The organism is Mucilaginibacter sp. P25, assembly GCF_050859465.1.
Lineage (GTDB): Bacteria > Bacteroidota > Bacteroidia > Sphingobacteriales > Sphingobacteriaceae > Mucilaginibacter > Mucilaginibacter gossypii.
This window is the reverse complement of sequence record NZ_CP193937.1, coordinates 6,175,638-6,190,691: the sequence shown is the minus strand read 5'-3', so window position 1 is coordinate 6,190,691 and position 15,054 is coordinate 6,175,638. Positions and strand designations below refer to the sequence as shown.

General features: G+C 40.9%; 11 protein-coding genes. All 11 read left to right on the top strand.

The genetic code is table 11. The annotated features are described in order from the left end of the window. The first annotated feature begins 48 nt into the window (after nt 1-48). The 11 genes from ACRQ5D_RS31120 to ACRQ5D_RS31070 all read left to right on the top strand — a co-directional run bounded on the left by ACRQ5D_RS31120 (nt 49) and on the right by ACRQ5D_RS31070 (nt 15,008). Nucleotides 49-2,067 (top strand): hypothetical protein, encoded by a 2,019-nt coding sequence (locus ACRQ5D_RS31120; protein WP_091163340.1) that lies wholly within the window; start codon nt 49-51, stop codon nt 2,065-2,067. Nucleotides 2,068-2,187: 120 nt separating this feature from the next. Beyond that, nucleotides 2,188-3,957 (top strand): SGNH/GDSL hydrolase family protein, encoded by a 1,770-nt coding sequence (locus ACRQ5D_RS31115; protein WP_091163341.1) that lies wholly within the window; start codon nt 2,188-2,190, stop codon nt 3,955-3,957. A gap of 160 nt (nt 3,958-4,117) precedes the next feature. Beyond that, the gene (locus ACRQ5D_RS31110; protein WP_091163342.1) at nt 4,118-5,203 is read left to right on the top strand and encodes a substrate-binding domain-containing protein; all 1,086 of its coding nucleotides are present in this window, start codon (nt 4,118-4,120) and stop codon (nt 5,201-5,203) included. Nucleotides 5,204-5,671: 468 nt separating this feature from the next. Beyond that, entirely contained in the window at nt 5,672-6,799 is a 1,128-nt protein-coding gene (locus ACRQ5D_RS31105; protein WP_091163343.1) for a phosphotransferase enzyme family protein, read from the top strand. After that, on the top strand, nt 6,799-7,446 hold the full coding sequence (locus ACRQ5D_RS31100) for a carbohydrate-binding family 9-like protein (protein ID WP_091163344.1): 648 nt from the start codon (nt 6,799-6,801) through the stop codon (nt 7,444-7,446). Before ACRQ5D_RS31105 ends, ACRQ5D_RS31100 begins: the two co-directional genes overlap by 1 nt. A gap of 131 nt (nt 7,447-7,577) precedes the next feature. Then, the gene (locus ACRQ5D_RS31095; protein WP_218134356.1) at nt 7,578-9,302 is read left to right on the top strand and encodes a DUF4091 domain-containing protein; all 1,725 of its coding nucleotides are present in this window, start codon (nt 7,578-7,580) and stop codon (nt 9,300-9,302) included. A 226-nt stretch (nt 9,303-9,528) separates the two neighbouring features. Further along, nucleotides 9,529-10,116 (top strand): RNA polymerase sigma-70 factor, encoded by a 588-nt coding sequence (locus ACRQ5D_RS31090; protein ID WP_091163346.1) that lies wholly within the window; start codon nt 9,529-9,531, stop codon nt 10,114-10,116. A gap of 158 nt (nt 10,117-10,274) precedes the next feature. After that, nucleotides 10,275-10,424: a hypothetical protein gene (locus ACRQ5D_RS31085; RefSeq protein ID WP_431198724.1), complete on the top strand. Its 150-nt coding sequence runs from the start codon at nt 10,275-10,277 to the stop codon at nt 10,422-10,424. Continuing rightward, entirely contained in the window at nt 10,406-11,455 is a 1,050-nt protein-coding gene (locus tag ACRQ5D_RS31080; RefSeq protein WP_432327685.1) for a FecR family protein, read from the top strand. Before ACRQ5D_RS31085 ends, ACRQ5D_RS31080 begins: the two co-directional genes overlap by 19 nt. A gap of 197 nt (nt 11,456-11,652) precedes the next feature. Further along, a complete protein-coding gene (locus ACRQ5D_RS31075) occupies nt 11,653-11,814 on the top strand; it encodes a hypothetical protein (RefSeq protein ID WP_432327683.1) in 162 nt (53 codons plus the stop codon). Continuing rightward, the gene (locus ACRQ5D_RS31070) at nt 11,811-15,008 is read left to right on the top strand and encodes a TonB-dependent receptor (RefSeq protein ID WP_432329920.1); all 3,198 of its coding nucleotides are present in this window, start codon (nt 11,811-11,813) and stop codon (nt 15,006-15,008) included. Before ACRQ5D_RS31075 ends, ACRQ5D_RS31070 begins: the two co-directional genes overlap by 4 nt. Nucleotides 15,009-15,054 lie beyond the last annotated feature (46 nt).

Here is a 15,054-nt window from a genome sequence, read left to right as displayed (position 1 = left end):
TGCGTACACACAAATACTTATTCTATTTTTTCTCGTAATTTATCAACTATGCTAAAAAGACTGTTGTTTTTAATTTGTATCGGCCTAACAAGCGTTACCAAAGCTCAGGATGTTTTTCTTTCGGGTGTAAAACCGGGCAAGGCATTCGTGTTTTCTACTAAAGGGGCATTGGTTTTAAAAAATAATTGTTTATCTGTAAAGTGGCTTGCTGGTAAATCGATAATTGCCATAAACGAATCTGCCGTTCAGAATAAGAAACAAATTAATTTAAAAGGCTCTCCTTTATTTGGATTAGAGTTTAAGGATGGTACTGTAATAAATTCTGCTGATTTTCAATTAAGTACCACTCCGAAAATTGTTCAGATCAAAGGAGATCCTGAGGCAGTTAAATTTTCTGAAAAGGAAGATGGTGTGAAAATTTTAGCCGAATTTTTGAATGTGAAATATGGCATTCGTGTAAAGTGGGAGGCCATTTTGAAAGATAATTCCAATTATATCAGACAAGTTTTCGGCGTTTTTGCTTTGAAAGACTCTTTAAAGATCAGGAAATTGAATCTGATCAATTTTCCGGCAGAAATGGGTATTAAGCTGTTGGGGGTTGTGGACGGATCGCCAATGGTATCGGATGATTTCTTTTTTGCCTGTGAAAGTCCGATAAGTAAATGCAATAATCAGAATGGCCGGATCAGCAGCTATATTGAACGGCAGGAGCCAACTCTTAATTTCGAAGCTTCTACTGTGTGGGGCATTGCCCCTAAAAGCCAGTTACGAAGGGGATTTCTTTATTACCTGGAGCGGGAAAGAGCGGCGCCATACCGCCAGATGCTTCATTATAATTCATGGTATGACCTTTCCTGGGCCGATCGTAAGTTAACCGAAGCTGGTTGTCTTGATCGTATTCAGGCATTTGGTGACAGTCTTACGGCAAAACGTCATATTAGCTTAAACGCATTTTTGTTTGACGATGGCTGGGATGACAACCAAACATTGTGGCAGATCAGCCAAAAGAATTTCCCTGCAGGTTTTGATAACATTAAAGCGCTGGCTGATAAATACGGAGCTTCATTGGGAGTGTGGATGTCGCCCTGGGGTGGTTACGAGCAGGCAAAGGAACAGCGGCTACAGTATGGCCGAAGCCAAAATCCTCCTTTTGAAACTAATTTGCATGGGTTTTCTCTTTCCGGGCCGGTTTATTCGTCCAGGTTTAAAAGTACTGCCGCTAAGTTCGTGACCAGTGATGGTATCTCTATGTTTAAATTTGATGGTGTAGGGGCGGGAGATCAGTCTACAGGTGCCACTGTTGAATATCAAACAGATATGGAGTCTTTGCTGAATTTAGTAACGGGCTTGCGTAAGGTAAAACCGGATTTATATTTTAGCCTCACCATAGGTACCTGGCCGTCGCCTTTTTGGCTTAAATATGGTGATGTAATTTGGCGGAATGGCTGGGATACAAACACGCAAGGGCAGGGCAATGGTCGTCAGCAATGGCTCAATTACCGGGATGGTCAGGCCTATAAGAATATTGTAATGCGCGCTCCCCTTTATCCTTTGAGCTCCCTGATGTATCACGGGATTTGTATTGCGGATAATGGCGCGCCTGCTAAGTTTGACATGGATGATAAAGATATTTCTGACGAGATATGGTCGTTTTTTGGATCTGGAACCAGTTTGCAGGAGTTGTATATCAATCCCCATAAGCTAAACGAGGCCAACTGGAATTGCCTTGCCGCTGCCATAAAATGGTCGCGCGAAAATGCGGATATTATGCCGGATGTGCATTGGGTAGGCGGCGATCCATCCAAAGGGGATGTTTACGGTTTTGCAGCCTGGTCTCCGCAAAAGGCTGTTCTTACCTTAAGAAATCCCTCGAATACAGCTAAAACATACCTGGTTAATACCCGGGAAGTATTTGAATTGCCATCAAATAGTACTCCAGATTATATCTTTTATAATGCGAAAGTTAACAGTAAAGAAACGAAGTCGTATGTGTTTAAGGGAGCCGTTCATGCTGTTAAGCTTGAGCCGTTTGAAGTGATGGTTTTAAACGCTGTACCTGTAAAATGACGGTTTAATCCATTTGTTTGTCTTCTGATTTGAATTATAAATTGATGTTGTAAGTGTGCGCGCAAACGCATTGGCCTGCATGAGGGTGTGTATGGCAACATTGTTTTTAAATAAATAAAAATGAAACGCGTATTCGTAGTAGTATTGCTAATCCTTTGCCTTTTTAATAAAACATCTTTTTCGCAAAATTTAGCTCCATATAAATGGTATAATCCGGTTAAGGCTGATTTTCCGGTTATAGAAGGGCAGGCCTGGTCAAAAGAAACGGCAGGTAGTTATGACAGGCTTCCGGCGCGTGCTCAAAAGGGCCTTAATCCCAATGTGTGGAACATCTCCCATAGCAGTGCCGGTTTGTACATTAAGTTTAAAACAGATGCACAGAATTTGGTTATCCGGTATAAAGTTAATGGCGAGTTTGCTATGTCACATATGCCGGCCACTGGTGTAAGTGGGTTGGACCTTTATGTATTGGATCCTAATGGCCAATGGTGCCTTGCTCCGGGTAGTTTCTCGTTTAAGGATACCATTACCTACCGGTTTTCAAATATTAAGGTAAGTGCCGATTTTGCGGGGCGAAGTTATGAATACCGGCTTTTCCTGCCTTTGTATAATTCGTTATCATGGCTTGAAATAGGTGTTCCACTTGGTAGTGCATTTAATTTTATGCCTTTATCCAAAGAAAAGCCGGTGCTTGTATACGGAACATCCATTGCGCAGGGGGCCTGTGCTTCAAGGCCAGGTTTAGCATGGACCTCCATTTTGCAGCGCGCGCTGGATCGCCCGTTGATTAATCTTGGTTTTTCCGGCTCCGGATTGCTTGAGAAATCAGTTATTGATCTGATGGCAGAGGTGGATGCGAAAGTATATGTGCTTGATTGTATGCCTAATATGATAAGTTTTTCTGACCAGGAAATCGAAGCACGTTTATCTGCAGCGATACAAACTTTAAAGCAGAAGCACCCATTGGTGCCGATATTGCTTGTTGAACACAGCGGGGGGAACGCGGGCGGACTATTGGATACGGGTAGAAATGCCGGTTATGGTCATGTTAATAAAGTGCTTGACCTGGCTTATTCAAAGTTGATTGCAGCCGGAACAAAGGGTATTTATTTATTGACTGGCAAAGAAATCGGGTTTGGTATCAACTCAACAGTTGATGGCTTACATCCTAATGATATCGGAATGGAGCAGTATGCCGCAGCATATGAGAAAGCAATCCGTGTTATAATTAATGAACCAATTGGCCGCTATTCAACCACGCGGCCCGCAGTACAAAGCAGGGATGGGTATTATGACTGGCGAAACAGGCATAATGAAATATTAACGCTTATCAAAACCAGTTCGCCAACGATTGTATTTCTTGGTAATTCGATCCTGAATTACTGGGGTGGTGAGCCTAAGGCGCCTTTAGCAAGAGGAGCTGATTCGTGGGATAAATATATCGAACCTTTGGGTGTGAAAAATTTTGGTTTTGGCTGGGACCAGGTAGAGAATGTGCTATGGCGTGTATACCATGAAGAAATAGAAGGGTTTAAGGCTGACAAAGTGATGATTATGATAGGCACCAATAACTTGTCTGCCTACAGTGACCAGGAAATATCAGAAGGGTTGAAAATGCTTGTGCTGGCTGTGAAGGAACGTCAGCCCACAGCGGAGGTTCTTTTGTCGGGTTTGCTGCCCAGGAGGGCGATGGAAAGCCGGATAAAGGTGCTCAATAAAGCCATTGCTAAACTGGCAGCTCAAACCCAGGTCCGTTTTATTGATCCGGGCAAACTATTGCTTAACCATAAAGGGAAGATTGATGAATCACTTTTCGGAGATGGCCTGCACCCCAATGAGGTTGGTTATCAAAAGCTGGCGGTAACATTGGTGCCATATCTTAAAAAATAATAAAGATGCCGGTATGAAATGCGCTTGACATGTGCAACGCTGAAATAAGTTCAGTATAGCGGAATTGTTTTAAAAGTAATTTCTATCAAATGATAGTCGATATTGATGAGATGGACTATATTAAATTACTTTTGCTATCTTTTCTACGCTAAAGTTTATTATGAAGAATAAAATTGTTCGCATTAAAGACATTGCCGAAAAAGCGAAGGTTTCGACGGGTACGGTTGACAGAGTACTGCATAAGCGCGGGCGGGTATCAAAAAAGGTAGAAGAGAAAGTGCTCAAAATTATTGAAGAGATGGATTATGAGCCCAATCTTATGGCAAGGGCTTTGGGATCCAATAAAATATACCAAATAGCAGCCTTAATACCCGATCATGAAATTGATTTCTATTGGCACGCGCCTAAGGCCGGAATTGAAAAGGCAGAAAAAGACTTGAAGCAATATGGCATTATTGTACAACAATATGTGTTTGATCCATATGATGTAGATTCATTTATAAGCAAGGCCAATAAATTAACCACTGATAAGCCCGACGGCATAATTTTATCGCCTATATTTTACCGGGAAACCCTCCCTTTTTTCGAGAAATGGAAGGTTGCCGAAATTCCATTTGTGTTGTTTAATACACAAATTGCTGAATGTGAGCCTTTAAGTTATATAGGCCAGGATTCATATCAGAGCGGGTTTTTGGCTGGTAAGCTTATTCATTATGGGCAACCCGATTCCTGCTCTATTTTAATTGCACACATTGATGAAGAGACGAGCAACGCCGCTCACCTTTTAAAAAAAGAGCAGGGATTTCGCAATTATTTTGCTCAAAATAACCTGGATCATCAGTACAAAATTCTGAGGGTTGAGTTAAACAGGTCAAATGCCGCTGTTTTTATGAAACAACTGGGGGATATTATTGACAGCACCCCTGATTTAGGCAGTATTTTCGTGACAACATCTAAAGCTCATGAAATTGCGAAGTACCTGGAACAGCGATATATAAAGCATATTAAAATAATAGGATATGATTTATTGCCTCCCAATCTGTATTTTCTGAATAAAGGGACAATCAGTTTCCTGATCAATCAAAACCCGAAAGGGCAGGGCTATTGGGGCATCTACCAGTTAACCGACAGCCTGGTGTTCAAAAAGGAAGTACCCATTATCAAGTATCTTCCGCTTGATATCGTTACAAAGGAAAATGCGAACTATTATGTTGATGATGAGGATGCCGTTTATTTAGATATCTGATCTCTCCTTAGCTAATTGTCCTTCATTCACAGGTCTGTATCCGCCATTGTTCGGTTATCCGGTTCAAACCCCAGTCAAATCCTTTTCTGCCAAAGCCCAATTTTTATGGGTTAAGAAAAAAGGTACAATAAATTACTTGATCTCTCACAACGGCGCTATGCTTTTAAGTTTCCCATTTGCGGCTTAGTGTCCTTGTACGCAAAAAACTTTTTAATAACATTTTTTGTGCACAACCAGAGGGGCTCAGCTCAGCGTGGTATCCGCCGATAAGTTCTCGCTGATTAATCTGTTTCATTTATATAACCCGAAGGTTTTTCCGGTGCATTATCCTCATGAAAAAAATAGTAACAAAAAATTAACAAAATGTGTGCGAACACACTAATATAATTATATTTTTATCAAGGTGTTTATGCTAATTTAATGTGTTCGTAAACATTTTGCTGATCTCAACGTATAAACGAAAAATAAATGTCATATAATATCTCTGAAATAGTATCCAATTTTTGCATTGAAGGAAATGTCGCAGCTATTATTCCGTATGGGTCCGGGCACATAAACGATACATTTCATTTAAAAAATGCAAACCCGGGTTTGCCGGGGTATTTGCTTCAGCGAATCAATCATCACGTGTTTGAAAACGTTCCGGCTTTGATGAAAAATGTACAATTAGTAACAGATCATTTAAAAGAAAAATTGACCGGCATTCCTGGTTCAAACCCCGATAAAGAAGTACTGACAATAGTTTCAGCTAAAGACAAACAGTGTTTTTTTTGTGATGAAACAGGTAATTACTGGAGAATGTATTGTTTTTTGAAGGATACCAAGAGTTATGACATGGTATTAACCGAGCAGCAAGCTTATGAAGGCGGCAAAGCATTTGGGAAATTTCAGTTACTGTTGTCAGATCTTGATAGCGGATTACTTTACGAAACCATACCAGGCTTTCATAACATCACCATGAGGCTTGATCGTTTAAACAAAGCGGTATTGGACGATCCGAAGAACAGGATTAAGGATGTTTTGACTGAGTTGTCGTTTATAATTGAAAGAGCAGATCAGATGGCTACTATCATGAATTTGGGAAAGGAAGGGAAATTGCCGCTGCGCATTATTCATAACGATACCAAATTCAACAACATATTGCTTGATATGAATGATCATGAACAATGTGTAATTGACCTGGATACAGTTATGCCAGGCTATGTGGCATATGATTTTGGCGATGCCATCCGCACTATCATCAATACCGCGCCCGAGGATGAGCAGGATGTTACTAAAATAGAGCTAAACATCCCCTTATTTAAAGCTTATGCAGCGGGGTATTTTGAATACGCCGGTAGCTTTTTGTCAGATACAGAAGTTAAATCGCTTTCGATGGGAGTTTTATTAATACCCTATATGCAGGGTGTGCGTTTCCTGACGGATTATATAGAAGGGGATGTTTATTACAAGATCCACTCTCCCGAACATAATTTACAGCGAGCCAGGGCGCAGTTCGAGCTGCTTAGTAAGCTTGAAAAAAATTACGACGTTTTTGATCAGATAATTCATAACACTGCAAAAAAGTACATACAGATAACAACCGAAATTAAATAATGGAACTTACAGTAGCATTTTTAGAAGATATGGACAAAAGCAGTCCTATTGAACACATGTCTGTTTTGTTAGACGAGCAGGAGAAGCACCTTGTTGGAATTGTACCATGGCCCGATTATGATTACAAACCCGATGTTCATTTTGCGATAGCTTACAGCAACGATTGTTTTATGTTGAAATATTACGTAAAAGAAAAAGCGATAAAAGCTTCCTGTTACAAACCTAATGAACCTGTTCACCAGGATAGCTGTGTGGAGTTTTTCATTGGCTTTGGTACCGAACTGGAGTATTACAATTTCGGGTTTAACTGTATCGGCACTTGTTCGCTTGGGTTCGGAAGGGGCAGGGAAAATCGCGAGTTATCACCTGAAAAGCTAATACGGCTTATAAAGTCTCAGGTGCGGTTAACACAGCAAACAAATATTGGGCATGGCGATATTAGCTGGGAGCTTACCCTGATGTTACCGTTGGATGTGTTTTATCATCATTCATTTACATCATTAAAAGGACAACAATGTCATGCTAATTTTTATAAATGTGGCGATGAACTACCTGAGCCACACTTTTTAACGTGGCATAATATTGAATGCGACGACCCTGACTTTCACCACCCGGAGTTTTTTGGGGAAATAAAGCTTGAAGCTTAACATAGCCATGCGGCATTTATATGTGTTTGAAGTTATTTGCAAGGTAATAGCACAGAGTTTTTTGTTTTTATTATTGATAATGTAGATCCCGGAAAAACGACGATTTTATGAGAATAAAACTTATATTAATAATGTTATTATATAGTGCAGTGGCTTTGGCACAGGTTAAAGTTGATGAAACTTACCAGGAGCTTCCGGATCCCAAACCTGTAAAACAGGCAAGCTGGAGTTCGCTGAAACCCGGAGTTTATGTAAGTTTCGCTACCGCCAATATACGTTATGATAAACATAATGCTCCTGCCATATCTCCTTTACAGGCTCAATGGAAAACCAAAGCCTGGAAAGGAGAAAAAGTGCATACTCAATTCCTGATATGGACAACCCGGAATCTGAAACAACTAAGCTTTATATGGAGTAAACTTAAAGATGGTAAAGGGCATGAAATCCCCGAACAAAATATAAACGCGAGTTTTGTACGTTATGTGATGGCCGATGGGTTAAACAACGAAGGCGGTGGCTGTGGTATATTGCCCGGCCATGATTCCAGCCTTGTTGAGGATGTTATTGACCCTGTAAAAATGCTTCCGGCAGGTAAAAATACAACCCGGCCGGTTTGGTTAAGTGTGAGTGTACCGGCTACTGCTATTGAAGGCCTTTACAGGGGGAATGTGAAGGTAATTGAAGGGAAAAATGCACCGCCTTTAATTTTACATTACGCTATACAAGTGCTTAATCATACCTTGCCTGCACCGGAGCACTGGAAATTTCACCTTGACTTGTGGCAAAATCCCTATTCGGTGGCCCGGGTGTATGGTGTAAAGCCATGGTCAAAGCAACATTTTTATGTAATGCGCCCTTACATGAAAATGCTGGCAAATGCCGGGCAGAAAGCAATTACTACCACACTCATTCATGATCCGTGGAATAGCCAAACCTATGATATTTACGGATCGATGATAAAATGGACAAAAAATAAGAATGGCTCATGGGGGTACGATTATTCAGTATTTGATAAGTGGGTGTCTTTTATGATGTCATTGGGGATTAATAAGTTAATCAACTGCTATAGTATGATTCCCTGGAATCTAAAGTTTTACTACTATGACGAAGCCCTGAGAAAAGACACGATGATCGTGGCTAAACCCGGCTCGGCAGAGTACGAGGCACATTGGCGCCCAATGCTGATGGATTTTGCCCGCCATCTTAAAGAAAAAGGATGGTTTAATAAAACCACTATAGCTATGGACGAAAGATCCATGGCCGATATGCAAAAAGCTATAGCGTTAATAAAAAGCGCTGATAAAAATTTTAAGATTTCGTTAGCGGGCAATTATCATCCGGAAATTGAAAAAGATTTGTTTGATTATAGTGTGGCGTCAAACCAGTTAATGGATCAAGCAACAATTCGTTTGCGCAGGGAATCGGGTTTAAATACCACCTATTATACCTGCTGCACAGAAGGGTATCCCAATACCTTCAGTTTTTCGGCCCCGGCCGAGTGTGTTTGGCTGGCATGGCATGCCGCATATAAAGGATATGACGGGTATTTGAGATGGGCTTACAATTGCTGGACCAAAGATCCTTTACGTGATACACGATTTGGGGCATGGTCATCGGGCGATGCTTACCTGGTTTATCCCGGTCCACGGTCCTCTGTTCGCCTGGAACGATTGATCGAGGGCATCCAGGATTTTGAAAAAATTAATATTTTAAAGGAACGGTTTATAAAAAATAACCAGCAGGATAAATTACTTCAGCTAAAAAATATATTGGAAGGTTTTGACATTGGAGAGTTGAAAAATAAGACTGCTGCCGAAACACTTCAGGTCGCGCAGGATCGACTGAATAGCTTATAAATCACAAAAAAAACGTTTTAATAATTTATATTTATTGTTTGCCCGCTTTCATTTTCAGTTTTTTTTTGACTTTATTTATACCTTCTGATTATTTTGAAAAGCTTAATATAAATGGCTTACACCAAGCCCTTAAGAAATAGCTTTTTTAATTTTAAAAAGTTAAAATCAATAATCGATAATAAGTACATTCTTTGGATGATGCCAATTATAAATTTTATAATGCAGAATGAATAGCCTGGAAATTCAGCTGATGACGGATGAGGATCTTATAGCATTGATCAGGGAAAATGACCTTGGGGCGTTTGAACGTATTTATAATAAATATTGGTCAAAGCTTTATCTTTCAGCATATAACATCATCAGAGATCGCCAGGTAGCTGAAGATGTAACCCAGGAAGTATTGGTAAACCTGTGGATGAAACGGGCCAATCTCAAACTCACTTCGTTAAATGCCTATTTATATACATCTGTTCGTTACCAGGTGTTTAATGTTATCCGTTCGGGTAAAGTAAGAGCGGATCTTTTTAACAGGCTGGAGGAGCTTTTTAGCAATAACGGCGGCGAGGAGCTCCTGTCTGAAAAAGAAATTAACCGTTTGCTGGAACAAGGTGTTGCTGAGTTACCTGAAAAATGCCGCCAGATTTTTATTATGAGCCGCAAAGAACACTTATCAACCAAAGAAATTGCCGAACGGCTGGGTATCGCGCCAAAAACAGTCGAAAACCAACTGACTGTAGCCCTGAACCGTTTACGTAAAACATTGGGCGATTTTGTTTGCATAGCCGCCATTATGTTATGCGGGCGTTGGTTTTAAGCTTTTTTACCTGTATCTGGTTGTATTTATCCCTTCCTTAGATATTATTACGGGTTTTACTCTCCAAAATTTCATGATTCCTTAATGCTGTAGAAATATTTTATTATTCTTTGGGGGTATGGCCTGTTTAGGGTTACTTACATACAATAACTACCCAAATGAAAAAAGAAACACTGATAAACTTAATAAACAAATACTTATCAAACGAGGCTACCCCCGAAGAGGAGGCCCGGTTGCTAAGCTATTATGATACACTCCAAAAAACAAGCTGCAATGGGATGAGCTTGAAATGGGCGATGAGAATGTAACAAAGAACGAGTTGTACAGCAAGATACTATCGGAGATAAAAAAACGTGAATCTGCACCTAAAAAAATGATTTTTCTGAGGAGGTGGTTTGTGGCAGCCTCTATCACAACATTGCTGATCGCGTCGGCTTCATTGGTTTTTTACATGAAGCATAACAGCTCATATTTCATCGCAAAAAATAGTATCTATCCCGTAAACAAGCACAGTATTGCCCCGGGAGGAAATAAAGCATTACTAACTTTAGCCGATGGTTCAAAAATTACCCTGGATGATGCCGCGTCCGGCGAACTGGCCAAACAATCGGGTACAAAAGTATCTAAGGCGGCAAATGGTCAGTTGGTTTACACAGTTGAAAACTCTGCATCTCATGCCACTGCTCCGGGTTTGCCCGAATACAATGTTATTGAAACCCCAAAGGGAGGGCAATACCAGGTTAATTTAGCCGATGGCACTAAGGTTTGGTTAAATGCCGGATCTTCACTCAAATATCCTACAAATTTTGATAGTGCAGTACGCAAGGTTGAATTAGCAGGAGAAGCTTACTTCGAAGTTGCTAAAAATGCACATAAACCATTTCAGGTTATCAGTAACCAGCAGATGGTGGAGGTTTTGGGTACACACTTCAATATCAGCTCTTATACGGACGAAACTTCGGTTAAAACTACTTTATTAGAAGGCTCGGTTAAGGTATCTGCGCTCAAGGCCAATCAATCCAAATTACTGAAACCAGGTCAGCAATCTGATATCAATTACGCAAATAACACAATTTCGGTACAACCGGTTAACACCGAAGAGGTTGTGGCTTGGAAAAATGGTTATTTCCTTTTTACCGACGAAGATTTGAAAAGCATTATGAGCAAGTTTGCCCGCTGGTATAATGTTGAGGTAGAATACCAGGGCAATGTGGATAATTTAAGATTTGGAGGGATGGTGTCGCGTTCAAAGGACCTGGCGCAGGCATTGAAGATAATTGAACAGACAGGGAACGTAAAAACCAGGATCGAAGGAAGGAGGGTTATCATTATGCCGTGATCATTACCCAGCATAAGGTAGCCTAAAAGGAAAGCCGGAAGTGGTGGAACACTTCCGGCCGGAAAGTTAGGGCTTTGCCATGAAATTAAATTCGTAGTCCAATTACAGATTAAACCCAAAACAAGTTCAAATGTATGAAATGTTATGAAATAAGTTTATACACAATCCCCCGTATAAAAAATAAAGCACTGTTGATCATGAAATTATCGATCATATTGTTATTAGCAACAATACTTCAGGTGAGTGCTAAAAGCTATGCACAAAAAATTACATTGTCAGAAAAAAATGCTCCGTTAGAAAAAGTGCTTAAAGAAATAAGAGAGCAAAGCGGGTACGATTTTTTTATAACTCAAAGCTGATTAAAGACGCTAATCCGGTTAGTATCAATGTACGGAATACAGAATTGGAAGAAGTATTGAAACTGGCACTTTCGGATCAGCCGTTTATCTATAGCATAGAAGAGAAAACAATAATTATAAAACCTAAGCCTGCGCCTGTTAAGCCCTCCGTTCAGGCAGTACCTACTATCAAAGTTTCAGGTGTTGTTACTGATTCAAAAGGTGTCACTTTACCCGGCGCGAGTGTACGTATCAAAGGGACTGATAAGGGGGTAATAACTGATAGCGAGGGGCGGTTTACCATTGAAGCTAATGATAACAGCACCCTTGTTATTTCATTTGCCGGTTTCATTGCCAAAGAAGTTACGGTTACCGGAGCAACATCTTTCCTGACCGTTCAGTTACTTGACGATACCAAGGGTATAAATGAGGTAGTGGTAGTAGGCTATGGTAAACAAAAGAAGCTGACCATAACCGGGGCTGTTACAACGGTGAATGTTGCCGATATAACAACTCCAAACCGCTCCTTATCTAATGCATTGGCAGGTAAGGTAGCCGGGGTTATATCAATGCAAAGAAGCGGGGAGCCGGGTTATGATAACGCGTCATTTACCATCAGGGGCATTGGCACTTTTACAGGTAACTCAAACCCGCTTATTATTATAGACGGCGTGCAGCGGGATGACGTGAACAGTACTTATGGTGGAGCTTACAACAACATCGATCCAGAAGATATTCAAAGCATTTCCCTGTTAAAAGATGCATCGTCAACCGCCGTATATGGGGCCAAAGGTGCCAACGGGGTTTTGATCATTACCACTAAAAAAGGTGTTGCAGGTAAACCTAAAATTTCCTTTAAGACAGAAACATCCATGTCGGGCCTTACCAGGACCCCTAAAATGCTGGATGCCGTTTCATGGATGAGGTTGCATAACGAAGCAACTACAAATGATGGTAACCCTGCTGCATATTCTGAAGAAACTATCCAGAAAACGGCAAGCGGGTTAGACCCATACCTTTATCCCAATGTAAACTGGATAAAATCTGTATATAAGAATTGGGCACCCGGCTATAATACCAACTTAAATGTAACCGGCGGTGCCTCAACGGTAAGGTATTATGTTTCTGCTTCTTTTTATGATCAGGAAGGAAGTTATAAAGTAACCAAACAAAACGGCTACAACCCCAACCTTAACTTTAAGCGTTACGATTTTAGGTCAAACCTTGACATTGATATCACGAAAACTACCTTATTGACCATGAACCTGGATGCGATGCTGGTAAGCAGCCGCTATCCCGGCATCTCGGCAGGAACCATCTGGTATGAATCATACTTAACCCCACCCAACGCGTTCCCGATAAGATACCCCGATGGCAAATGGGCCGGTCCGTATAATAACGGCGGATCTAACCCGGTAAATGATATTCAAAATTCCGGTTATAACAGCGAGTTTCGCCCTACTATCCAGTCTGTTTTTTCCATTAACCAGAAACTGGATGCTATAACCAACGGACTAAGCGCCATGGCTCGGTTTTCGTTTGATTCGTACAGCGAAAATGACAATGGCAGAACAGGGACAAATGATCTTTTTTTAGCCTCATCAAGAGACTCGCAGGGTAACCTTGTATTTGGCCAGTCGAGGTATGGAAGCCAGTTTTTGGGTTATACCCAGTATTCATCTGCCGAAAAAACCATGTACCTGGAAAGCAATATTAATTATGATCAGTCTTTCGGCAAACACCATATTGGCGCGCTTCTTTTGTACAATATGAGGTCAAGGGTCCAGAGCACAGCGGGTAGTGTTATAAACTCTATTCCTTATAACAATCAGAGTTTGGCCGGCAGAACAACCTATACATATGCCGATAGGTATTTGCTTGAATTTGATGCAGGCTATACCGGTTCAGAAAACTTTGAGCCTGGCAAAAAATTTGGCTTTTTCCCGGCTGTTTCTGCGGGTTGGGTAATTTCAAGGGAGCCTTTTTTTAAGGATTTTTCAAAAACGTTTAATCTGCTTAAAATAAGAGGTTCTCATGGCCTTGTAGGTAACGACCAAATTGGCTCTCACTACCAAATCACCAGGTTCCCATATATCAACCAATATGGCAGTGGCGGCTCCGTGGGCTTGGGCCTTAACGGAACTGTATATGGAGGCACTAAAGAAACTGTTATAGGTGTTGAGAACCTGACATGGGAAAAAGCCAGGAAAGATAATATTGGCCTGGAAATAGGGCTGTTCAATAAACTGAATATCACTATTGATGCCTATAAAGAGAGACGGACAAATATTTTAGTTCAGCGAAGCTCATTATCAGGGATACTGGGTGTAAGCGGGGTTGTATTTGCCAATTTGGGCGAAATGAATAACCACGGTATTGAGGGTAACATTGAGTATAATGACAATATCGGCAAGGTGGGCTTGCGCCTGTATGGCAATTTTACTTATAACAATAATAAAATTGTACAGCAGGACGAACCGAAACAGTTGTATGCTTATCAACAAGCCACCGGTCGCAAATATGGCGATAACCTGATGTACGTTGCAGAAGGGCTATTTACCTCACAGGAAGATGTTGATAAAAGCCCTACCCAGTTTGGCGCTGTGTTAAGGCCCGGCGATATCAAGTACAAAGATGTAAATGGCGATGGAGTGATCAACAGCTATGACAAGGTTTATACAGGCAAATCCGACATTCCTACCATATTGTATGGCGCAGGCTTTACGGTTGGCTATAAAAAGTTCGATCTTTCTCTTTTCTTCCAGGGAACCGGTAATGTAATTATCATGGCAAACGGTTCTTCTATAACCGGTGCAGGCGCAGAGGGCGCGGGTATTGTGCCATTTACAGGCATGGGCACTTATCCATCGGGTATGCTTGCAATTCTTGAGAACAGGTGGACAGTTGATAACCCGAATCAGAATGTTTACTATCCGCGTTTGGGCATTGCTAATCAAAACAGTAATAATTACCAGCCAAGTACATGGTGGTCAAAAGACGCAAGTTTTGTTCGTTTAAAACAGGCAACATTGGGGTACACACTTAAGCCGCTGTCCTTTACAAAGGCTGGTATTAACTCAGTTTACCTTTATTTAACTGGGCAAAACCTGTTAACATTCTCCAAATTCAAACTTTGGGACCCGGAGCTTGGCTCTAACGGCGCAGGCTATCCACCGGTACGAATACTTGCCTTAGGATTAAGGGTTGCGTTATAGAAATCGTGAATTTAAATCAGTTTCAAAAGAATTTAAAGTGTGCCAA